The sequence below is a fragment of the Actinomadura sp. 9N215 genome (assembly GCF_044326345.1).
Lineage (GTDB): Bacteria > Actinomycetota > Actinomycetes > Streptosporangiales > Streptosporangiaceae > Spirillospora.
This window is the reverse complement of the sequence record NZ_JBIRBA010000003.1, coordinates 106726-128084: the sequence shown is the minus strand read 5'-3', so window position 1 is coordinate 128084 and position 21359 is coordinate 106726. Positions and strand designations below refer to the sequence as shown.

Genomic DNA, 21359 nt, shown 5'->3' with positions numbered 1-21359 from the left:
CGAGGAGTTCACCATGCCCTCGATCACCTTCCCGGCGCCCAGCCCGGAGCACGTCGACGTGCCGATGAGCGACGGGGCGACCCTGTCGGCGCTGCGGTATCCGGCCTCCGGCGGCGGCCCGGCCCCCGCGGTCGTCGTCATGACGCCGTACCGCAAGGAATCCCTCATGCACGGCGAACTGCTCCAGGTCCCGATCCGCGAGGGGTACGAGGTGCTCATCGCGGACGTGCGCGGGATCGGCGGCTCGTCCGGCCCCTACCACGGGATCCTCGCGCCCCGCGAGGTGGACGACGGGGTCGAGCTGCTCGCATGGACGGCCAGGCAGCCGTTCTGCGACGGCCGGACGGCGCTGATCGGCGGCTCGTACTCGGGCCTCAACCAGCTCCTCATCGCCGCGCGCCGCCCCGAGAGCCTGCGCTGCATCGCCCCCTGGATCGCGCCCATCGACTTCTACCGCGACATGTGGAAGCGCGGCGGCATCCCGTCCCACACCGCGTGGGGCGCCCGCGCCTTCCTGGCGTCGCAGCGGGCCGAGACGCGGCGGCGCGGCCTCCAGAACTTCTACGGCGAGATCGTCGGCGAGGACTTCGACACCGAGCTGTTCCACCGCGGCACCCCGGACCTGTCCGCGATCGAGGCGCCGGCGCTGTTCCTCGGCGGCTGGTACGACTACTTCCTGCGCGGCACCGTCCGCGGGTTCCAGCGGGCGACCTGCCCGAAACGGCTCGTCGTCGGCCCTTGGAGCCACGACCCGTTCCTGTCGGACGAGCAGCGCGGCGAACTCGCCGCGTGGCTGAACCACTGGCTGCGCGGCGAGGGACCCGACCCGTCCGCCGAAGGGGCCAACGTGCGGCTGTCGTGCGTCGGCACGGACGAATGGGAGACCCGCGGCGACTTCCCGGAGGCCGGTGACATCGCCTGGCTCAGGTGGCGTCCCGTCGAGGCGGACCACCCCGTCCCGATCGTGCCCGCGCTGTCGGCGACGCCGATGCCGCCGCCGTCGAACGTCGATCCGATGGTCGACCTGGTCACCGAGTCCGGCATGCGGATGTGGGGCGAGAGCACGGTGTTCGAGCTTCCCGCGGCCGAGGCGCCGGCGCGGCTTCTCGGCCCGGTCGGGCTGCGGGCGGTCGTGCGCGCCGGCGGCTGCGAGGACTTCGACGCGCACGCGCGGCTGTCGATCGTCCGCCCGGACGGGCAGGTCGTCCCGGTCACCGAGGGGCGGCTCCGCGCCTCCCACCGCGCCGTGGACGCCGGCCGGAGCGCGCACGACGAGGCCGGCGACATCGTCGTGCCCTGGCACACGCACACCCACGCCGATCCGGTGAAGCCAGGCGTCCCCGTCACGCTGCACGTGGAGATCTACCCGGTGCACCTGCGGCTCGCGGAAGGGGACCGGCTCCGCGTCGGGCTCACCCTCGTCCGGGCGGACGAGTCGGCGGCCCCGGCACAGGCCGTCCTCCTGCCGGACACGACCGTCTCCCTGCCCACCGGGCCCACCGAGGCCGCCGGGGCCGCGCGGTCCGCCGGACGGGATGGGTGACGGCCGTGCTGCGCATGGTCGGCGGGCGGCTGCTCTGGTCGGTCCCACTCCTGCTCGTCCTGTCGGCGCTCACATTCACGCTGTCGTGGCTGACGCCGGGCGACGCCGCCCGGACGATCCTCGGCACCAACACCGACCCCGCCGCCTACCGGCAGGTCAGAGAGCAACTCGGCCTCGATCGTCCGCTCTCCGAGCAGTACTGGACGTGGCTGACGCACGCCGTCCGCGGCGACCTCGGGAACTCGCTGTTCACCGGGGAGCCCGTGGCGTCGGCGCTGAACGCGCGGCTGGGCGTCAGCCTCTGCCTGCTCGCCGGGGCGGCCCTCGTGATTGCCGTCGCGGGCGTCGCCGTCGGCATGGCCGGCGCGCTGCGCGGCGGCCTCACCGGGCGGATCCTGGACGCCGCGTCCGTCATCGGGATGAGCGTGCCGCAGCCCTGGTTCGGCCTGGTGCTCGTGGTCGTGTTCGCGGTGAATCTCGGCCTGTTCCCGGTCACCGGGTACGTGCCGTTCGTCCAGTCGCCTGGCGACTGGGCGCGGTCACTGGTCCTGCCGGCCGTGTGCCTGGCGGCGGGCGGCATCGCGATGATCGCCAAGCAGGTCAGGGGCGCGATGGTGGACGTCCTCGGCCGCCCGTACGTCCGCGCGCTGCGCGCCAACGGCCTGCCCGCCCGGTCGATCGTGTTCAGGCACGCGGCGAAGAACGCGGCGCTGCCCGTCGTCAACGTCTTCGGCGTCGTGCTGATCGGCATGCTCGGCGGCTCGATCGTCGTCGAGCAGCTGTTCGCGCTGCCAGGACTGGGCCAGCTCGCCGTGTCCGCGACGGCGCAGCACGACCTGCCGGTGCTCCAGGGCGTCGTCCTGTACTTCACCGCGCTGGTCGTCGTGGTGAACCTGCTGACCGACCTCGTGTCCGGGTGGCTCATGCCGAGGGCGGCGACGTCATGATCCGCCGCGTGCTGCGCCGTCCCGCCGGGTTCCTGAGTGCCGGGTGGCTCGCGCTGATCGTCCTCGCCTGCGCGCTGGCCGGCCTGGTCGCGCCCTACGACCCGCAGGAGCAGGATCTCTCCGCCGTCTACAGCGGGCCAACCGCCGACCACTGGCTCGGTACCGACCAGCTCGGACGCGACCTGCTCAGCCGCGTCCTGCACGGCGGACGGGTCAGCCTGCTCGTCGTCGCCGAGGCGGTCGCCGTGTACGCCGTCCTCGGCCTGCTGTTCGGGCTCGTCGCCGGGTACGGCCCGGGGCTCGTCGACCGGATCGTCATGCGGTTCTGCGACCTGCTGCTGTCGGTGCCGTCCGTGGTGATCCTGCTGGCCATCCTGGCGATCTTCAGCCACAACGAGTCGGCCGCGATGGTGACGCTGGGGTTCCTCACCTCGGCCGGCCTCACCCGCGTCGTCCGGGCGGGGACCCGGGACGTCCGGGACGAACCGTACGTCGTCGCCGCACGCGTCGCCGGGCTGTCCGCCCCGCGGATCCTGTGGCGGCACGTGCTGCCCCGCGTCGCGGGCCCCGCGATCTCGATCACCTCGCTGATCGCCGGGGCCGCGCTGCTGGTCGAGACGTCCCTCGGCTACCTCGGCCTCGGCGTGCAGCCGCCGCGGCCGAGCTGGGGCGGGCTCATCGCCGAGGCGTCCCAGGCGATCTTCCGCCAGACCTGGATGCTGGTGCCGGCGGGCGGCGTGATCGTGCTGACCGCGCTCGCGCTCGGCGTCCTCGGCGACGTCGTCCGGGACGCCGCCGACGACCGCACGTCCGCCGAACCGCTGTCGTGGCGGCGAATGCGAACCCGCGTAACCCCGCGAAAGCAGACCAGAGCGCCGGACGGCAACGCCCTGCCGCCGGACGCCAACGCGTTGCTGCCGGACGCGGCCACCCCGCCGCCGGACGGCGACGCGCTGCTGTCGGTGCGGGGTCTGTCGGTGCGGCTCCACGACGCCGCCGGTCCCCTGACGATCGTCGACGACGTGAGCTTCGACGTCCGCCCGGGCGAGGCCGTGGGGCTCGTCGGCGAGTCCGGCTGCGGCAAGACCATGGCGGTGTCCGCGCTGATGCGGCTGCTGCCCGCGGGCGGGACCGTCAGCGCGTCCGCCCTGCGGTTCGACGGCCGGGAGCTCCTCGCCCTGACCGAGCGTGAGATGGGGCGGCTGCGCGGAAGCGCCATCGCCTACATCGGGCAGGACCCGGTCGCCGGCCTCGACCCGCTGTTCACCGTCGGGGCCCAGCTCACCGAGGTCGTCCGGCACCACACCGGGCTGGGCCGCCGCGCCGCCCGGCGCAGGGCAGCCGAACTGCTGGAGCGGGTACGGCTGCCACGCGCCGGCGCCGTCATGCGCCAGTACCCGCACGAACTGTCCGGCGGGATGGCGCAGCGCGTCTCGATCGCCCGCGCGCTGGCCGGCGAACCCGCCCTGCTCATCGCGGACGAACCGACCACGGCCCTGGACGTCACCGTCCAGGCCGAGATCCTCGACCTGCTGCGCGACCTGCGCGAACACACCGGAATGGGGCTCGTCCTCGTGACCCACGACTGGGGCGTCGTCGCCGACTCCTGCGACCGCGCCGTGGTCATGTACGCGGGCCAGGTCGTCGAGCGGACCACCGTCGACCTGATCTTCGCCGGGCCGCGGCACCCCTACACCGGCGCGCTCCTGTCCGCCGACCCGACCGCCGGGACCCCAGGACGGCACCTGCCCGTCCTGTCCGGCTCCGTCCCCGCACCGGGACACCGGCCGGACGGCTGCCGTTTCGCGTCCCGCTGCCCGCGGGCCGACACCGACTGCGGCGCGGCGCCGGTGCCGCTCACCCCGGACGGCCCCGCCGCCTACCGGTGCCTGCACCCCACACCCGGAGGCTGACCGATGCCCGAACCACTCATCGAGGTGCGCGACGTCAGCGTCCGCTACGCGGGACGGCGGCGGACGCGCCCCACGCCCGCGCTGTCGGAGGTGTCGCTCGACATCCGCCCCGGCGAGACCGTCGGCCTGGTCGGCGAGTCCGGATCCGGCAAGACGACGCTCGGCAAGGCCATCCTGCGGCTGGTCCCCGTCAGCGAAGGCACGATCCGGCTCGACGGCCGCGACATCGGCCTGCTGTCGCGCCGCGAACTCGCCCGGCACGTCCAGGTCGTCTTCCAGAACCCGTACCTGTCGTTCAACCCCAGCAGGACGATCGGCCAGACCGTCGCCGAGACGCTCCCCGGCAGGCACGACGCGGACCGGGTCAGGGAGGGGCTCGAAGCGGTCGGCCTGGACGGCTCCGCCGCCGCCCGCTACCCGAGCCAGTTCTCCGGCGGACAGCTCCAGCGCATCGCCATCGCGCGCGCACTGCTGCCCGGACCCCGGCTCATCATCTGCGACGAGGCGGTCAGCGCGCTGGACCTGTCCGTCCAGGCCCAGGTGCTCAACCTGCTCACCGACCTCAAGGCGGGCCACGACCTCGCCTACCTGTTCATCACCCACGACCTCGCCGTCGTCCGCCACCTGGCCGACCGCGTCGCCGTGCTCCGCCGGGGACGCCTCGTCGAGACCGGCGACGTCACCGAGATCTGCGAGCACCCCGTCCACCCCTACACGCGGGCGCTGCTGGCCGCCGCACCCGTCGCCGACCCGCGGGAACAGGCCCGCCGCAGAAAGCTGCGCCGAGACCTGCGGACCCCCGAAAGGACCACCCCATGAAACGCGCCCTCACGGTGCTCACCATCGCCGCCCTCGGCCTCACGGCGTGCTCGCCGGGCGGCGGCTCCACCGCCGACCGGACCCTCACCGTCGCGCTGCCCGCACCACCCGAAAGCCTCAACCCCGGCCAGAACGGCTCCGGAGCCCAGGGCATCGTGCACTGGCTGACGTACGAGCCCCTGATCCGCGCGAAGTCCGACGGGACGTTCGCACCGGCGCTCGCCTCGTCGTGGAAGTACGTCGGCAAGGGCAACGACCGGTTCGAGCTGACCGTCCGCCCCGGTGTGAAGTTCGCCGACGGCACGACCGTCGACCCCGCCGCCGTCGCCGCCACGATCAACTACTACCTGAGGACCCCCGGCTCGATGAGCCCGTTCCTCACCGGCATCAGCGGCGCGAAGGCGACCGGCGGGCGGACCGTCCGCGTCGACCTGTCGTCACCGAACCCGATGCTGCCCTACGTGTTCAGCCAGCTCGTCAACTGGGGCGACGTCATCAGCCCCGCCGGGCTGAGGAACCCGGCGCAGCTCACCACCAGGACGTTCGGCGCCGGGCCCTACACGCTCGACGCGTCCGCCACCGTCGCCGGCGACCACTACACCCTCGTCAAGAACCGGAACTACCACGATCCGTCCGCGCAGCGCTGGGACAAGGTCGTCGTCAAGGTCATCAGCGACCCGAACTCCGCCCTCCAGGCCCTGAACAGCGGCCAGATCGACGTGGACCTGAACGCCACCGCCGCCCTCAGCGCGCAGGCCAGGGGCATGGGCGTCACCGTCCTCAGCGGGGACCCCGGCGTCATCTCGCTCTACCTCCTGGACCGGGACGGCAGGACCGTCCCCGCCCTCGGCGAGCAGAAGGTCCGGCAGGCGCTCAACCACGCGATCGACCGGGCCGCCCTCGCCAAGGCCCTCGGCGCCGGCTACGACCCGTCCGGCCAGCTCGCGCCGCAAGGCACCGACGGCCACGACCCCGCACTGGAGAAGACCTATCCCTACGACCCGGCCAGGGCCAAGAAGATGCTGGCCGACGCCGGGTACCCGGACGGCTTCGAGCTGAAGATCGTCGACATCTCGACCTTCGGGCTCAACGTCGTCTCCCAGGCCGTCGTCGCCCAGCTCGCCAAGGTCGGCGTCCGCGCCACCATCGCCAACGTCGGCAACGACCTGAACAAGTACGTCGCGGAGCTCGGTTCCCACAGGTACGGGGCCACCACGTTCCGGCTCGCCAACCCGATGTTCGCCAGCGCCCTGTTCAACTTCGCCGGGGCCGCCTCACCGCTCAACCCCTACAAGAGCCGGAACCCCGAGATAACCCGCGCCTTCACCGGTTTCGCCGCGGCCCCCGCCGACCGGCAGAAGGCCGCCGCCCAGAACCTGAACAAGACCGTCCTCGACCAGGCGTGGTTCGTGCCCATCACCACGGTCCACAACTACATCTTCGCCAAGGGCGTCAGCGGTCTCGGCTCGTACGGCGGCAACGGCGCCATGGACGTCCTCACCTGGACCCCACGAGACGCCGCCGCCTGAACAACCCCGGGCGTGGGGGCGCGTCAGGTGTTGAAGGACGATGCGCGCCGGCGCGCATTGCGCCTGGAGCGCCTGGCGGTGGCGTGGGCGTCCTCGCGCCGGCCGGCCGTGGACGCGGGCGGCGCCTTCCGGGACCGGGCCGCGTCCCTGGCGGCGCTTGGCGCGGCGTCGCGGACCGGCGGACGGGCGCCGGTGATGCGGGCCAGATCGGCGTCGCCGGGACGGACGCTGGTGGTGCGCGGAGTGATCCCGGCCTTGGCCATCAGGGCGTTCATCTCGCGGCGCTGCTCGGGCAGGACGAGGGTGACCACGGTGCCGGTGCGTCCCGCGCGGGCGGTGCGCCCGCCGCGGTGCAGGTAGTCCTTGTGGTCGGCGGGCGGGTCGATGTTGACGACGAGGTCGAGGTCGTCGATGTGGATGCCGCGGGCGGCGACATTGGTGGCGACCAGCACGGTGACGTCCTTGGCGTGGAAGCCGTCCAGGGCGCGGTTGCGCTGGGACTGGGTCTTCCCGCCGTGCAGCGCCGCGGCCCGGACGCCGCGGGAGGTGAGCTTGCGGGTGAGACGGTCCGCGGCGTGCTTCTTGCCGACGAACATGATCACCCGGTCGTCCCTGGCGGCGATGTGCGCGATGGTCTCGTGCTTGTCGGTGTCGGCCACGTGGAGCAGGTGGTGCTCCATGGTGGTGACGGCGTCGGTGGGCGGGTCGACCGAGTGCGTGACCGGGTCGCTGAGGAACCGGCGGACGAGCTGGTCGACGTTGCGGTCCAGCGTCGCGGAGAACAGCATCCGCTGCCCCTCCCGCGGGGTCTGCTCCAGAAGCCGCGTGATCTGCGGCAGGAAGCCCATGTCGGTCATCTGGTCGGCCTCGTCGAGCACGGTGATCCGCACCTGGCCGAGCCGGCAGTCGCCGCGCTCGATCAGGTCGGCGAGGCGTCCCGGGGTGGCGATCAGGACGTCCGCGCCGCGGCGCAGCGCGTTCGCCTGCCGGGAGATCGGCAGGCCGCCGACCACGGTGGCGAGCCGCAGGTCCAAGGCGTCGGCGTAGGGCGCGAGCGCGCCGGTGACCTGCTGGGCGAGTTCGCGGGTGGGAACCAGGACCAGCGCCAGCGGTTCGCGAGGCGCGGCGCGGTGGCCGGAGAGGCGGGTGAGCAGCGCCAGGCCGAAGGCGAGGGTCTTGCCGGAGCCGGTGCGGCCGCGTCCGAGGACGTCCCGGCCCGCGAGGGCGTTCGGCAGGGCCGCGGCCTGGATGGGGAACGGGGTCGTCATGCCGTTGCGGTTCAGGGCCGTCAGCAGCGGCGCCGGCATGCGCAGGTCGGAGAACGACTCGACCGCGGGCCGCGATCCGACCGCGGGCCGCGACGCGGCGGACGCCTCCGGACGCGCGGGCTCCGCATCGGGTCGGCGCGCCTGCGCCTGCGCGGGTCTGCGACGGTCGGAGCCGGGACGCCGGCCGACGGAACGTTTTCGGGCGCCCTGATGGGGACTGCGGGACATTGGTGGAGCCTTCCTCGAAACGGTGCGTGTCGAGGAAGTGCTCCGCCGAGCCCGGATCGCTGCACGGGCGACTGCGGAGGATTCTCAAGAACGAACCGGATGACGACCGGGGGAGCCTGGGTCGCCCGGTGGTGAGACGAAACGGTGGCCGCGCGGCCACATGGGCCGCGCGGCTGCCGGAGCAGGTCAGGCGGGGGTGATGTTCTCCGCCTGCGGGCCCTTCTGGCCCTGGGTGATGTCGAACTTCACCTTCTGGCCCTCCTGGAGCTCGCGGAAGCCCTGCGCCGCGATGTTGCTGTAGTGCGCGAAGACGTCGGCGCCGCCGCCGTCCTGCTCGATGAACCCGAAGCCCTTTTCGGCGTTGAACCACTTGACCGTGCCGGTGGCCATGGTCATCTCCTCTGGTCGGTCAAGGCCGCACACCCTGTGCGGCCGAGATCGCCGCGATGGCCCATCCGGAAGATCCAGAACAACAAAAATGCGCCTGAGGTCAGATCCAACAGGCGCACGAACATGTCTATGGGAACCGCAACTACCCGCACAGTACCACAGGTCCGCGGAACGGAACGGGAAGCGGAAGGCGGTCGGCCGGGGCGGCTGTGATTCTGGTATCGGTGCCGGTGAGACCCCCCATAATGCTCCGCCACCGCGCATACTGGAGTAATGAGATCGCCCCGATCCGCCAGGCGGCGGCACCTGCCCACCAGCCCTTTCCCGCCTCCGTCCGCTGCCCCGCCCCTCCGCGAGTTCGCCCTCCAGGACCAGGTCACCCACGACAAGTACGGCCTCGGACGCGTCGTGGAGGTCGAGCAGGGAGCAGCCGTCCTGGTCGATTTCGGGACGGGAAAAGTCAGGATTACCGCCCCCTACGCGAAGCTCTTCAAACTCTGAAAACCACGCCGTCCCCGCCCGGTTCACGCCGCGTTCCCGCGCATGTTCCGCCCGTGTTCCCGCGCCGCGGGCCCGCGAAAAGACAGGCCCGCCGAACCAGACCGGTGAAACACACGAATCGGCGTCATCTCCGGCGGAAGCCCGATTTCTCGGAACGATGCAGAAAAGGTCCGCCCGGGGCGGCGGGCGTGCCCGTCCCGGCGGGGTCCGCGCGCCCGTACCTGCGGTGACCCCGTATCCGCGGTGACATAGACTCGCGATGCCAGGGACCCTTTGAGCGCGGGCCGCCTTGCCGGCGACGTCCCCGGTGACACACGAACCGGTTCCGTACGAACCGAGAATGGGGCCCTTCATGGCCCGCGACACCGCACAGCTCGCCTCCCCACCCGCCGCGACGACGACGTCCGAACCCGTGGCACCGCACGCGCCGCGCCTGCGTCTGGCCCCGGGCCGCGCCGAGCGCGGGGTCATGAACGGCGGCTGGTGGCCGCGATCCCGCGACACCGCCGCCGAGCTCACCGGACTGCTGACCGCCCTGGCCGTCCCGCCGGACGTGGCCGCCCGCGTGACCATCGACTTCAACGACTGGGACGACATCCCGCTCCGCGTCACCGTCCTGGGACGCGACGTCAGGGTGGGCTGGCTGGCCCACCTCGACCACATGGTCGCGCTCACCTGCGGCAGCGCCGCCCCGACGCTGCTTCTCGTCATCCCGCCGGAAACGACGCCCGCGTCGGGGGAGGACGCCCTGGCCAGATGCGCGGCCCAGATCGGTGACACGGTGCCGGAGGAGATCCTGGCCTCCTGCGACGTCCTCACCGGCAGCCCCTGAGCCACCCAGGCCCGCGCTCGTCCGCGAGCGCCCTCACCCGCACCGCAGCCCGTCCTGTCGTCCGCGCAGCCGCCCGTCTCGGGCGGGGTCCTGCGGGCGGCCGTCCGGCCGGGAAAGCCCCTCGGCAATATCACCTTTCTACGGGATGACCTGGGCACGGAGTGTTCGGGATGAACCAAAGGGAATGAGCCTGATGTCCGATCGAGGGGGTGAGAATGACCGGGCAGGTGGACGATCGACCGGGCGCGACTCATGACCGTCTCGTGGAGGCGATGAACTCCGGGGTTCTCGCCACCGACGAGTCCGGCCGGATCACGGCGTGGAATCCGCGCGCCCAGCAACTGCTCGGCTACACCCGCGACGAGGTGCTCGGAAGGCCGATGCACCCCTTCCTGCACCGGGACGCCGACGGACACGTCCCGCCGGAACGGGACTGCCGCCTCATGCACGTGCTGCGCACCGGCGTCCCCGACCACGGGGACAGCCAGAGATTCGCGCATCGCGACGGGCGGCTGGTGATGTGCTCCTGGTCGTCCGCCCCGATCTACACCGGCGACCAGCCAGGGGCCGGGCCCGAGACGGGTGCGGTGGCCGGGTTGGTCATCGTCTTCCAGGACACCGCCGACCGGATCGCGGTCGAGCGTGAGCGGCGCGACCGGCTGGCCCAGGTGCAGCGGGCCAACTCCCGGCTGTCACTGGTCGCCGAGATCACGACGGTGCTGGCGTCCACGCTGAACGAGGGGGAACTGCTGCGGCGGCTGGTCCGGCTCGTGGTCCCCGCGCTGGGGGACTGGGCCGAGGTCGACCTGCTGATCCCCGACGGCCGCGTCGAGCGGGTGGCGGCGACGCACCACGAGCTGTCCGCCGCCGACATCGCCGGGCTTGAGGGGCCGCTTCCGCCCCTCCCGCGACTACCGCGCGGACCGCTGGCCCAGGTGCTGCGCGGCGGCGCCGCGGTCGTCGTCAGCGGCGACGCCGACGCCCGCTTCGACGAACCGCTGGACGCCGCCCAGCACGAACTCTTCGAGGTCATGGACGCCCAGAACGCGATCATCGCCCCGCTGGCGGCCCGTGGCGAGACCTACGGCGCGCTGACGCTGGGCTACTCCCGTCCCGGGCAGGTCTACGGGCCGGGCGACCGGCTCGTCGTGGAGGACGTCGCGCGCCGCACCGGCCTGGTCCTGGCCAACGCCCGCCTGTACGCCGAGCAGCGCAACACGGCCGAGGCGATGCAGCGCAACCTGCTCACGCCGCTGCCGCAGCCGGGCGAGCTGCGGCTGGAGGCGAGGTACGTGCCGGCGACGCAGGTCAGCTGGGTCGGCGGCGACTGGTACGACGCCTTCGCGTTGCCCGACGGCGCCACCGGACTGGTCATCGGCGACATCGAGGGCCACGACCTGCCCGCCGCGGCCCGCATGGCCCAGGTCCGGAACATGCTCAGGGCCCTGGCCTGGGACACGGCCGGGCCGCCCAGCCGAGTGCTGGCACGTCTGGACGGCGTCATGGCCGCCGTCAGCGACGCCGAGCTCGCCACCGCCGTGTTCGGCCGCGTCGAGGAGGACCTGGCCGGACGATGGCGCCTGCGCTGGTGCAACGCCGGCCATCCACCGCCCCTGCTGATCACCCGCGACGGCGGCACGCGTTTCCTGGACGAGCACGGGATGCTCCTCGGCGACCCCGGCCTCACCGGGACCCGCCCCGACGGCACCTGCGTCCTCCCGCCGTCCTCGACGCTCCTGCTCTACACCGACGGCCTCGTCGAGACCCGCGACTCCGACCTGTCCGACCGTCTGACCAGCCTCCGCCGTCATGGTTCCCACCTGGCCCAGCTCCCCTTGCCCGACCTGTGCGACAAGCTCCTGGAACGCGTGGAGCCCAGCGGCGAGGACGACGTCGCGCTCCTGGCCCTCCGCATCCCCGCCTGACGGCCACCGCACTTTGGCGCGGCATGACGCGGGTGGGGTTCAGTCCGTCGTTGGGTCTGGGGTGGGCCGGTCTGGTGCGGTGAGCCAGCCGAGTCGTGCGGACATGGTGCGTGCGCAGGTGACGACGGCGGTGACGCGGTCGGAGTCGTCGTCGGCGCGCCACAGGACCGACCAGGGGTAGTAGGACGCCGGTTCGGTGAGCGGCCGCCACAGGGTGCCGGGGAGCGCGCTGATGCACGAGGACGGGACGCAGTACAGGCAGCGCCCCTGGGCGACCAGGTCGGCGGCGGCCCGGATGCTCTCGACCGTCCCCGCGTACACCGTCGGCGTGAAACCGGCGGCCCGGCACAGTTCGACGGTGAACTGGTTGAACTCCGGGGCCTGGGCCTCTTCGGCGAGCAGCAGCGGCTCCCGGGCCAGGTCGGCGACCGGGACCGCGTCCAGTCCCGCGAAACGGTGCCGGTGCGGGATCAGCACGCCGAGCGGGTCGTGCCGGAACACCTGCGAGGCGATCCGGGGCGGGGCGAGCGCGGCGCGGCCGATGCCGACGTCGAGCCGGCCGTCGGCCAGCAGCTGGTACTGCTCGGGCACGCCCGCCTCGATCTGGTGGACGACCAGGCCCGGGTGCCGTGCCTGCGCCTCCTGGAGGATCTGGGGCATCGAGTCGTAGCTCGCGTCGGTGATCCCCACGCGCAGGGCGGGCGCCGTGCTGCGAGCGTCGCGGGCGACCGCGGCGGCACGGTCCACGTGCGCCAGGATCTGCCGTGCCTCGACCAGGAACGCCGCGCCGGCGGCGGTCAGCGCGACATGGTGCGTGCTGCGTTCCAGCAGCCGGACGCCCAGCTCGCGCTCCAGCCGCTGGATCTGCTGGCTCAACGCCGACTGCACGATGTGCTCCCGGGCCGCCGCACGGCCGAAATGCAGCTCCTCCGCGACGGTCACGAAGTAGCGCAGCTGGCGCAGCTCCACGACCGGCACCTCCGCACACGACATCGCCGCCATCCGGACCGGCTCAGCGCCGACCTCGGCGAAGCGTTCGGACGTGGCCGAAACGGTCCGCCACCGAGCATAGGTTCGCGCCCGACCGTCCGGAAGGCACTGGCCGCCGCCCGGTGCGGGGGTTATGGGCGCCGGTGATGAGTTCCGCTCGACTTGGCGGTTTCCGGGACGACGTCGGCGGCGCTTGACTCGGCAGTGCCGTGTCCGGGTGTCCACCCGCCGGACGCGGAGATCGCAGGGGACGGAGGAGAGGAGAACCCGCTGTGGGCACTGACCGCGACAGTCATCTCCAGATCGTGTCCGTCTTCCCGCTCGCCCCGAACGGGTCGGCGCCGCGTTGCGAGCACCTCGACGGGCTGGGCCCGGTGATCCCGAGGTCGGACCGCTGCCCGGGCTGCCAAGCGCTCGGCGCCACCTGGGCGAGGCTGCGGGTCTGCCTGAACTGTGGCTGGGTGGCGTGCTCCGACGACTCGCCCCACCAGCACGGCCGAGCGCACTACCAGGAGACCGACCATCCCGTCGTCGGCGCCCTGGAGCCCGGATCCGCGTGGAAATGGTGCTATGTCCACCGTCGCGAAGTCTGACCCCGCCGGCGGGATCCGGCGCCTCAGGCTTTCGTCGATCAGGCGGTCCCGGCCGGTCTGGGCGCCGTATGCCCGGACCGGCCGGGACGGCACCGCGCGGGCGGCCACCACGATCGCCCCTGTAAGGACCGCGTGGACACCCTGGAGCGGACGGCCAGGGCCGTCCGGTGTTGTGAGGGACTGCTCACCGCGCACCGGACGGCCCCGGTGGATCAGCGTGGCCCCAGCAGTGACCCGCCACCGTCCAGCCAAGTCCGGCGATCTCTCCGGGGACACAGGCGATCGGTGAACGGCTCATCACGATGGCTGATCGGCGGTGGCGGCGGGCGCCGTCGTGCGCCCGGGCCGTCCGGAGGGGAGCGACGCGCGCATACACTGCGGGTACCCGGCCATCACGGCACCGCGCTCGCGGTGATCCGCCACGCCGGCAACTTCGGCCGCCGGAGCGGCCCTCATCGTCTGAACTTCGCCGACCTTCCGGCCCGTGACCTCACGCTTTGCGACCTCACGGCTCGTGACCGGATTCGCCCCGCCACGTCCTGTGGCGGCAACGCTGACCTCGTCCGGTGGGACGGCCTGGGCCCCCACCGGTCAACGATCGGAGACCTCATGCCCGCCGGAAGCCATGCCGGAGGGGACACTCGTCGCCCCCGCCGGCCCCATGTCCTGATCGTCCGTTGAACGGCGGCGGAACGCCGACCGGTCCCACGCCGTCCGGTCCCATGCCGTCCGGTCCCACGCTCGGGGTCACTGCGCGGTCGGGCAAGGAGAACGAGCGGCGGCAGCCGATCCACCCGCTGCACCTCGCCCGGCTCGACCCTGTCCTGCGCTCGCGGATCTATCTCGAACGCGGATACGGCGAACGGTTCGGTGTCCCCGACGAGGACCTGGCGCCGCACGTCGCCGGGCTGCTGTCCCGCGAGGAGCTCATCGCCCGCTGCGACATCGTCGTGATCCTCAAGCCCCAGCCCGCCGACCTCAAGCAGATGCGCCCACACCAGACCCTGTGGGGGTGGCCGCACTGCGTCCAGGACCCGGAGATCACCCAGCTCGCCATCGACGGGCGGCTGACGCTGATCGCGTTCGAGGCGATGAACCACTGGACCTCCGACGGCGGGTTCGCCCTGCACGTCTTCCACAAGAACAACGAGCTCGCCGGGTACAGCTCGGTGCTGCACGCCCTGGCCCTGACCGGCGCCACCGGGGCCTACGGACGGCGGCTGCGCGCCGCCGTCATCAGCTTCGGCGCGACCGGCCGCGGCGCGGTCACCGCGCTGAACGCGCACGGTGTCCACGACGTCGACGTCCTGACGCAGCGAGGCGTCAGCGCGGTCGCCTCGCCGATCCACTCGGCCCGGATCGTCCACTTCGACCGCCACCCCGACGACCCGGCCCGCACCCGGGTCCTCGGCGACGACGGCCTGGTGCCGGCCGCCGCCTTCCTGGCCCGGCACGACATCGTCGTCAACTGCGTCCTGCAGGACCCCAGCGCCCCGCTCATGTTCGCCACCAACGCCGACCTGCCGCTCTTCGCCCCGGGCACCCTCGTCATCGACGTGTCCTGCGACGCCGGGATGGGGTTCGAGTGGGCCCGGCCGACCTCGTTCGACGACCCCATGTACACCGTCGGCGACAACGTCCGGCACTACGGCGTGGACCACAGCCCGTCCTACCTGTGGGACTCGGCGACCTGGGAGATCAGCGAGGCGCTGCTGCCGCACCTGCACGCGGTCCTCGCCGACCCCTCCGCCCTGGAGACCGACACGATCATCGAGCGTGCGGTGGAGATCCGCGACGGCGTCGTCCAGAACCCCGACATCCTGTCCTTCCAGCACCGCTCGCCCACCTACCCGCACGCCCGGCTCTGACGGCCCGGCGTCCCGGCGGCGGCCAGCTCATCGGCCGCCACCGGGCGTCACCGGGCGTCACGGGTTTGAGGGGGCCTCGCCGTGGGCTCGCCACCAGTCGGCGGCCGCGTCCACGGCGAGGCCGGTGGTCCAGAGGGCGGCCGGGTCGTCGGGCAGCAGGCGTTCCCGCACCGCGTCCCGCATGGGGAAGGAGAGCGTGGCGCCGGTCGCGGGGATGTCGTCGTCCAGGACCTCGGCGGGGAAGTTGCAGACCGCGACGGCGTCCGCCAGCTCGAAACCCGCACGTTCCGCCAGCCTGCGGACGGTGGCGGCGGCATCGATCGGCGCCGGTCCGCGCTCGGTCAGCAACCGGATGAGCCGGACGACGCGGTCGGCACTGCCCCAGCACGGAATGGGGGCCCGAGCCGCTCGCCAGCCTGGCGGCTCGATCGGGTCGAACGTCCCGCCGGGTGCGTACTCGACGGCCGTCGCGGTGCGGTCGCGCCGCTGGTAGTCCAGGATCAGCAGGGCGCCGGTCGGGGTACGCCAGAGCTCTCCGGGCGCGTCCTTCTCCAGTTGCCTGTCGACCATCTGGCGTTCGGCGTTGGACCGCTCGCCGCCCGCCGGAGTGATGCGCGATATCCGGCAGGCCGCCGTGCCGTCGCCGATCGGAGCGTTGGCCCAGAGGCGCAGGACGTCGAGGATGCCCTCGCGCCGTGCGTCAGACGTCCACGGCAGGACGGCCGGGAACGCGTAGCCCGCCAGGGTGTCCATGCCGGCGCCCACGTGGCCGCCGCGTGGCAGGGAGACCGTCCGGACGAGGTAGGGCTCGCCGGCCGCGGGCTCGCCGGTCGCCACCGACTCCAGTGCGCGGGCCACAAGCCGTTGGCGCACGAGCCACCTCGTCCGCACCGTGGTGCGCGCGAAGGGCAGGTCGGGGGCCGGTGAGACCAGCGCGGGCAGCGCCGCGGGCTGGGGACGGCCGGTCCGGTCGCGCAGCTCGACGGCCAGGAGGAGGCACTCGACGGCCGTACGGGCCGCTTCGAGGACGCCGTCGCGCAGGGCCGGCGCGGTCACCTCGGGCAGCACGGCCGCCAGCGCGTCGGCGGCCGCGCGCGGTCCGGCCAGCGTCGCCTCCAGCAGGCGCGCCGCGTCCTCGCGGTCGAGACGCCGCAGCGCCGCCGAGCCGTCCGGGTCCACCGGGTCACGCCGCGGCCACCAGCCGGGCGGCGGCACGAGCCCGCCCTTCGTGCTCATGACGGGCGAGAAGGGCAGCCGGGCCGTCCGGGTCCCGTCGGGGGCGGTGACGGTGATCGCGCCGCGGCTCAACCGGACGTCGCTCGGCCCGGCGGCGCCCGGGAACGTCACCTCGGCGGTTCCCGGCGCCTGGGGCCGGGCGGTGGCGGCGCCGGGGTCCAGGGTCAACGCGACGGTCTGGCCCGTCTGCCCCTCGACCCGGAACGTCTGCCAGACGCCGTCCCGAATTCGTGACACGAGGCCGGTCGTGCCGTCGTACCAGGGCAGCAGCCCGTCGGGCAGTTGGGGAAGCCGCACCGACAGGGCGTCGTCGCCGGTGACGGACGCGTAGGCGTGCCAGGACCGTTCCGTGATCGTGAGGTATCCGAGGTGCTGGACGATCGTCCGGCCTGATTTCGGAGACTTGTGCGGCACTCCATCGCCGGGCACGGCCAGTTCGGCGGGAATGCCGCCGCGCAGGGCGGCCAGCAGCGCGTCCACGGGGTCGGCCGGTTCGAGCCCGTCGGCCGCGCCCGGATCCAGGTCGAGGAGAGCGCCGGGGCCGGTGAGCCGCACCAGCTGGTGCAAGGCGTCGTGCAGGAAGGGAAGGTCGGGGCGGCCTGCGTCGGCCTTCCAGCCGTCGACGGCTTCGACCAGCACCTCCCGGGTCTCCGGCAGGCCCCAGAGCGCCCTGACCGAGGCCGCGTAGTCGATGTTGCCGAAGTACCCCAGGTCGCGGACGAAAGCGTCCAGCAGGCCGGCGAAACGCTCGCGTCCTTCTGGCCCGGACGCCACGTCCGCGGCCTGCCGCTCCACGTCGAAGTCCGGACCCCACCAGCGGGGCGAGTCGGTGGTGTTCTCCTTCTGGGGAATGATGTGCCGGTGGCCGGGAGGCGGAAGCGCCGGGTCCGTTTCCTCGCCGAACGTCACCTCGGCGTCCGGGAACAGCCGATCCCCCGCCTGGTCGGCGAGCTTCAGCAGGACGGCGGCCGCGCAGCCCCGTCCCGCGGTGCCGAACCACCGCGCCGGCAGGTGCGCCCCCGCCCCGCTCTCGGCCAGGGACTCCAGCCACATCTGCCGGATCTCCTCGGCGACCCCCTCGCCGCTCTCCTCCTCGTGCCGGATGCGGTCGGGCTCGGCGGCGATCAGCAGCTTCATCAGGTCGCCATCGCGTCCGGCCACCGCGGCGAGCGGCTCACGGGCGGCCGCCCAGATCTGGTGGGACGCGACGGGCATGAGCCCGGCGCGGAGCAGCCGCTCGGCCAGGAACGCCTCCTCGTCCCGCTTCTTGATCTTCGCGGCGCGGGCCAGCGTGCGCAGGTCGGGGAAGATCCGGGCGTACGGGATGCGCCCGGCGTCGAATCCCGCGCAGATCAACGCACGGAAGCGGGCGTGCGCCTCCTCACCCGGCAGCTCCGCGGCGAGCGTCTTGGCGTAGTCGCGCAGCGCGGCCGGTCCGACGCCGCCCGCGGGCACCAGTTCGAGGAAGACGTCCTGCACCCGGTCGAGGTCGAGGAGCGCGGGATGGTTCTTCTCGACCTTGCGCGCCTCCCCGAACGCCCAGAACGCGAGCTCGTCCTCCCCCGCCCGGACCAGCTCCCGGCAGGCGTGCTCGAAGAACGGCGCCAGCTCGGCGGCGAGCAATGGGGCCGCGGCCTTGGTCAGCATCTTCTTGGCGCCCTTGGGCCCGGCGGCGGCGAGGTCCGCCGGCGCCGGCAATTGCGGAAACTGAGTCATCGCGTCCTTCGTCCCGTGGTCCTGTGAACGACCATGAAACCCTGCGACGGCCCGTCCGCGTGATCGGTTCCGCCGATGCCCGGCTGACCAGCGTGGTTCCCTACGACCGTCCCGGCCATGGGGCGAAGCCGATCCGGCCCCCAAGCCTCCGGATCAGTGACGAGCTCCCGAATTGCCCCGTGCGTTCTTGGGCTTTTCTTTCTTTTTCTTGCCCGGCTTTTCTTTCTTCTTCTTCTCTTTCTTCTCTTTTCCGGGTTCCTTCGGCTTCTTCTTCTGGGGGTCGGCCGGCTTCTTCTGCTGCTCCTCGCCGGGCAGGACCTTCGCGCAGTAGCCGGCGACCTTGCCGGGGCCGCCCGCGGCGGCGATCAGCGGGGCGAACTCCGGGGGCGGCGCCGACTTCTTGTCCCGGCCGGTCTTCTTGGTGGCCAGGTAGCTGCGGCAGAGCTCCGCCATGGCGGGCGAGTGCGGCGATCCGGGTGCCGCGGACGCGCCGGGCGGGCTGGTTCGCGGCTGCCCGGACGGGGGAGCGGAAGTGGTCGCGGTGGCGGGGGCGGAGGTCGGAGCAGGCGAGTGCGGCGGCGATTCCAGGACGGGCAGATGACCGGTGTTCGCGGCCAGGGCGGCGGCTCCCGCGGCCGTCCCGGCGACCGCCAACGCGATGATCACCTTGGCGGTGGCGATCTCCAGCAGCGACGGGCGCAGCGTCCGGCGGCCGCGGCCGCGCCGGGGGCGCGCGCTGAGCCGGGCCTGCCGGAAGGCCGCCGCGGCCGCGTCCTCGCCGCCGAGTTCTCGCTCGCTCGGCGGTGCGGTGGCGGCGGCGAGGAGGCCCGCGACGGGATGCGTGACCGTCTTCGGGTCCCGCCAGACACCCGCCAGCAGGTCCTCGGCGGTTTCTCTGCCGAGCTCCCGGTCGGCGTCCCGGTCGCCGCGGCGGCGCTCAAAGCTCATTGGGGGGTCACCTCATGCCCCTCGGTGTCGCGTTCACAGGCGGTGTCACCGTGGCCTTCGTCTACCGGTCGCCCTGGGACGGATGCGGGGCGGCGGCTCCCGGCCCGTCCTCCGCCCGCGGCGCCGCATCGGTGCGGTCGAGGCGGTCGGCCAGGTTCCGCAGCCCCTGGTGGGCCGTCGCCTGGACGGCCTCGGCGCTCCGGCCCAGGATCTCGGCCGTCTGCCGGGTGTCCAGGCCCATCACGACCCGGAGCAGCACCGCCTCCGCCTGGTCGGCGGGCAGGTCGGCGATCAGCGCGATCGCGGCGTCGGGGGACAGCGGCTCGGCCGGCCGATCGGCGTCGTCGTCGTGCACCGTCCGCGCGGGCCGTTCCTGGACCGGCGCGGCCGAGCCGTGCCGGCTCAGATGGTCGAGGGCCCGGCTGCGGCCGCTCACCGTGACCCAGCCGCGGAAGCGATGGAAGTCGCCGCGGAAGTCGGCCAGACCCTGCGTGATCTCCCGCCAGGTCTGCGCCGCCACCTGGTCGGCGGCCTCGCCGACCAGCACGGACAGGTAGCGCAGCAGCCGCGGCTGGACGGCTCGGTACAACCTGCGGAAGGCGTCCTGGTCGCCGCGCTGTGCCGCCCGCAGGGCCGTTGACAAACACTTGTCAGTCGTGGCCACGTCCACTCCCGCCGCTCGGTCGCTCCGTGGGACCGCCGGACACGCCGCCAGCGCGGCCAATGACGCACGCTGGTGGCGTCAGGTAAAGGTCCACACTAGTGATACCGCGACTTCAGCGGCCACAGGACCACTTCACCTTTCCTGGTCCTGGACGAACCGACCGCCGTTGCCCGTGCCTCTAACCTGGGCGGAATCCTTGACGAGGAGGCGCGAAATGGTCCTGTCACACACCGCGTGGGGGCACGACACCGTTCAGGTGACCCATGCGCCGGACGGCGTCGCCACGATCGTCGAGTTGCAGGGCAACCGCATCAGCACCCTCTTTGCCTTCGGCGTCATCGACACGGCCGAACGTCTGGAACAGGGCGACCTGCTCTGCAGGCAGAGCCGCAATCGCCACACCGTCCGTGCGATCGTCCCTAAGAAGTACTCGCATCTCCGGGTGAACAGCCCCAAGAAAGAGGTCGCGGGACGATGGCAGTTGGGCTTCTCCACGGGTGACGCGTGCCGGGCGCTGGAAAGAGTCGTCACCGGTGAAGGCTCGGACGTGCTGGCTTACACGGGCCCTGAAACGACCGTCACCCTCGAACTTCTGAAGAAGAAGGGCGATGCCAGGCTCCTGCTCTTCGGAATGAAGGGCTCCAAGCCCAAGGAGCTGAAGTACATCGCCACGGGTCCGTTCCGGGGCCCGATCAGGCTGCCGGGGCGGGGTCTTCTCCAGGTCGACAGCCTGGGCCCCTGGTCGCTCACCGTTCATTGACGGCGCTAGGGACGCGGCCGGACGGAGATGTCGCGGAACTCGACCTCCGCGTCCTCGGTGTAGAGGCCGACGGACCCAGCGGTGTACGGGCGTTCCGCGTCGGTGAACGTGGTCAGTGACCGGCCGTCCACCTGGACGGTCATGGTGGCCCCGTGCTGAAGCACGCTGACCTTGTACCACTTGCCGATGGCGAAGGCGCGCTCGCCGGTGGCGAGGAACCGCTGGCCTCCCCGGTAGGCGGGGTCGCGCTTGCCCAGCTCCCAGCCTGTGGGCTTCAGGATGAAGTAGTAGAAGCGGCTTTCGTCGGAGTAGGCCCAGACGATCCACGCCGCCTCCCAGGGGTTGGGGGCGCGGTCGCGTAGCTGGGCGACGGTCCGGGCGCGCAGGCGGAAGGTCATGTTGCCGTACCGGGTCTGGGACACGACCAGGCCCGCGTGCGTCTCCGCCGGATCGGTGGCCGGTTTCGGGCGCAGCGAGATGACGTCGCCGCGGGAGCCGTTGGCGCCGTGGCCGTCGAACACCGACCGCCAGGGGGCATGGTGGGTGCCGTCGCGCCACCGGACGAACCGGTCCCCGCCGCGGTCGGACAGGACGGTCACGGCCGCGACGGCGAGCAGCGCGGCCAGGGCGAACGCCGGCGACCATCGGAGGGCGCGGGGCGCGGCGGAGGGCGACATGGTTGCCATGAT

General features: G+C 72.8%; 18 protein-coding genes. 11 read left to right on the top strand and 7 right to left on the bottom strand.

What is annotated here, in order from left to right:
- The first annotated feature begins 13 nt into the window (after positions 1 to 13).
- From ACH34T_RS06020 to ACH34T_RS06000, 5 genes are read left to right on the top strand one after another with little or no spacing between them, the layout of a single operon-like run.
- On the top strand, positions 14 to 1543 hold the full coding sequence (locus ACH34T_RS06020) for a CocE/NonD family hydrolase (RefSeq protein ID WP_395990961.1): 1530 nt from the start codon (positions 14 to 16) through the stop codon (positions 1541 to 1543).
- The gene (locus tag ACH34T_RS06015) at positions 1540 to 2490 is read left to right on the top strand and encodes an ABC transporter permease (RefSeq protein ID WP_395990960.1); all 951 of its coding nucleotides are present in this window, start codon (positions 1540 to 1542) and stop codon (positions 2488 to 2490) included. The genes ACH34T_RS06020 and ACH34T_RS06015 overlap by 4 nt, the downstream gene beginning before the upstream one ends.
- The gene (locus tag ACH34T_RS06010; protein WP_395990959.1) at positions 2460 to 4403 is read left to right on the top strand and encodes a dipeptide/oligopeptide/nickel ABC transporter permease/ATP-binding protein; all 1944 of its coding nucleotides are present in this window, start codon (positions 2460 to 2462) and stop codon (positions 4401 to 4403) included. Before ACH34T_RS06015 ends, ACH34T_RS06010 begins: the two co-directional genes overlap by 31 nt.
- 3 nt (positions 4404 to 4406) lie before the next feature.
- Positions 4407 to 5222 carry an ABC transporter ATP-binding protein gene (locus ACH34T_RS06005; RefSeq protein WP_395990958.1) on the top strand — a complete coding sequence of 272 codons (816 nt, stop codon included), beginning with the start codon at positions 4407 to 4409 and terminating at the stop codon, positions 5220 to 5222.
- Positions 5219 to 6751 carry an ABC transporter substrate-binding protein gene (locus ACH34T_RS06000; RefSeq protein ID WP_395990957.1) on the top strand — a complete coding sequence of 511 codons (1533 nt, stop codon included), beginning with the start codon at positions 5219 to 5221 and terminating at the stop codon, positions 6749 to 6751. The genes ACH34T_RS06005 and ACH34T_RS06000 overlap by 4 nt, the downstream gene beginning before the upstream one ends.
- Positions 6752 to 6774: 23 nt before the next feature.
- On the opposite strand, the gene ACH34T_RS05995 is transcribed toward ACH34T_RS06000, so the two are convergent.
- Complete coding sequence (locus ACH34T_RS05995) at positions 6775 to 8247, bottom strand: DEAD/DEAH box helicase (RefSeq protein ID WP_395990956.1); 1473 nt, start codon at positions 8245 to 8247, stop codon at positions 6775 to 6777.
- A 186-nt stretch (positions 8248 to 8433) separates the two neighbouring features.
- Entirely contained in the window at positions 8434 to 8637 is a 204-nt protein-coding gene (locus ACH34T_RS05990; protein ID WP_395990955.1) for a cold-shock protein, read from the bottom strand.
- A gap of 273 nt (positions 8638 to 8910) precedes the next feature.
- Between ACH34T_RS05990 and ACH34T_RS05985 the strand changes: the two genes are divergently transcribed.
- The 3 genes from ACH34T_RS05985 (at position 8911) to ACH34T_RS05975 (ending at position 11895) form a co-directional block, all read left to right on the top strand.
- Positions 8911 to 9138 (top strand): hypothetical protein, encoded by a 228-nt coding sequence (locus tag ACH34T_RS05985; protein ID WP_395990954.1) that lies wholly within the window; start codon positions 8911 to 8913, stop codon positions 9136 to 9138.
- Positions 9139 to 9478: 340 nt separating this feature from the next.
- Entirely contained in the window at positions 9479 to 9970 is a 492-nt protein-coding gene (locus tag ACH34T_RS05980) for a DUF5994 family protein (RefSeq protein ID WP_395990953.1), read from the top strand.
- A 215-nt stretch (positions 9971 to 10185) separates the two neighbouring features.
- Complete coding sequence (locus tag ACH34T_RS05975) at positions 10186 to 11895, top strand: SpoIIE family protein phosphatase (protein WP_395990952.1); 1710 nt, start codon at positions 10186 to 10188, stop codon at positions 11893 to 11895.
- A gap of 39 nt (positions 11896 to 11934) precedes the next feature.
- Here ACH34T_RS05975 and ACH34T_RS05970 read toward each other — a convergent pair whose 3' ends face one another.
- Entirely contained in the window at positions 11935 to 12864 is a 930-nt protein-coding gene (locus ACH34T_RS05970) for a LysR family transcriptional regulator (protein ID WP_395990951.1), read from the bottom strand.
- Between the two features lie 293 nt (positions 12865 to 13157).
- Between ACH34T_RS05970 and ACH34T_RS05965 the strand changes: the two genes are divergently transcribed.
- Both ACH34T_RS05965 and ACH34T_RS05960 read left to right on the top strand, forming a co-directional pair.
- Complete coding sequence (locus ACH34T_RS05965; RefSeq protein ID WP_395990950.1) at positions 13158 to 13478, top strand: UBP-type zinc finger domain-containing protein; 321 nt, start codon at positions 13158 to 13160, stop codon at positions 13476 to 13478.
- Positions 13479 to 14200: 722 nt separating this feature from the next.
- Positions 14201 to 15346 carry a N(5)-(carboxyethyl)ornithine synthase gene (locus ACH34T_RS05960; RefSeq protein ID WP_395990949.1) on the top strand — a complete coding sequence of 382 codons (1146 nt, stop codon included), beginning with the start codon at positions 14201 to 14203 and terminating at the stop codon, positions 15344 to 15346.
- A 57-nt stretch (positions 15347 to 15403) separates the two neighbouring features.
- Here ACH34T_RS05960 and ACH34T_RS05955 read toward each other — a convergent pair whose 3' ends face one another.
- The 3 genes from ACH34T_RS05955 to ACH34T_RS05945 form a co-directional block, all read right to left on the bottom strand.
- A complete protein-coding gene (locus tag ACH34T_RS05955; protein WP_395990948.1) occupies positions 15404 to 18298 on the bottom strand; it encodes a hypothetical protein in 2895 nt (964 codons plus the stop codon).
- 153 nt (positions 18299 to 18451) lie between these two features.
- Positions 18452 to 19246 (bottom strand): hypothetical protein, encoded by a 795-nt coding sequence (locus ACH34T_RS05950; protein WP_395990947.1) that lies wholly within the window; start codon positions 19244 to 19246, stop codon positions 18452 to 18454.
- Positions 19247 to 19307: 61 nt separating this feature from the next.
- Positions 19308 to 19910, bottom strand: a complete 603-nt coding sequence (locus tag ACH34T_RS05945; protein ID WP_395990946.1) for an RNA polymerase sigma factor — start codon at positions 19908 to 19910, stop codon at positions 19308 to 19310.
- Between the two features lie 214 nt (positions 19911 to 20124).
- Here ACH34T_RS05945 and ACH34T_RS05940 point away from each other — a divergent pair, with 214 nt between their 5' ends.
- Positions 20125 to 20670, top strand: coding sequence for a hypothetical protein (locus ACH34T_RS05940; protein ID WP_395990945.1), 546 nt, complete (start codon positions 20125 to 20127; stop codon positions 20668 to 20670).
- A 5-nt stretch (positions 20671 to 20675) separates the two neighbouring features.
- On the opposite strand, the gene ACH34T_RS05935 is transcribed toward ACH34T_RS05940, so the two are convergent.
- Positions 20676 to 21347 carry a family 16 glycoside hydrolase gene (locus tag ACH34T_RS05935; protein ID WP_395990944.1) on the bottom strand — a complete coding sequence of 224 codons (672 nt, stop codon included), beginning with the start codon at positions 21345 to 21347 and terminating at the stop codon, positions 20676 to 20678.
- Between the last annotated feature and the right edge of the window lie 12 nt (positions 21348 to 21359).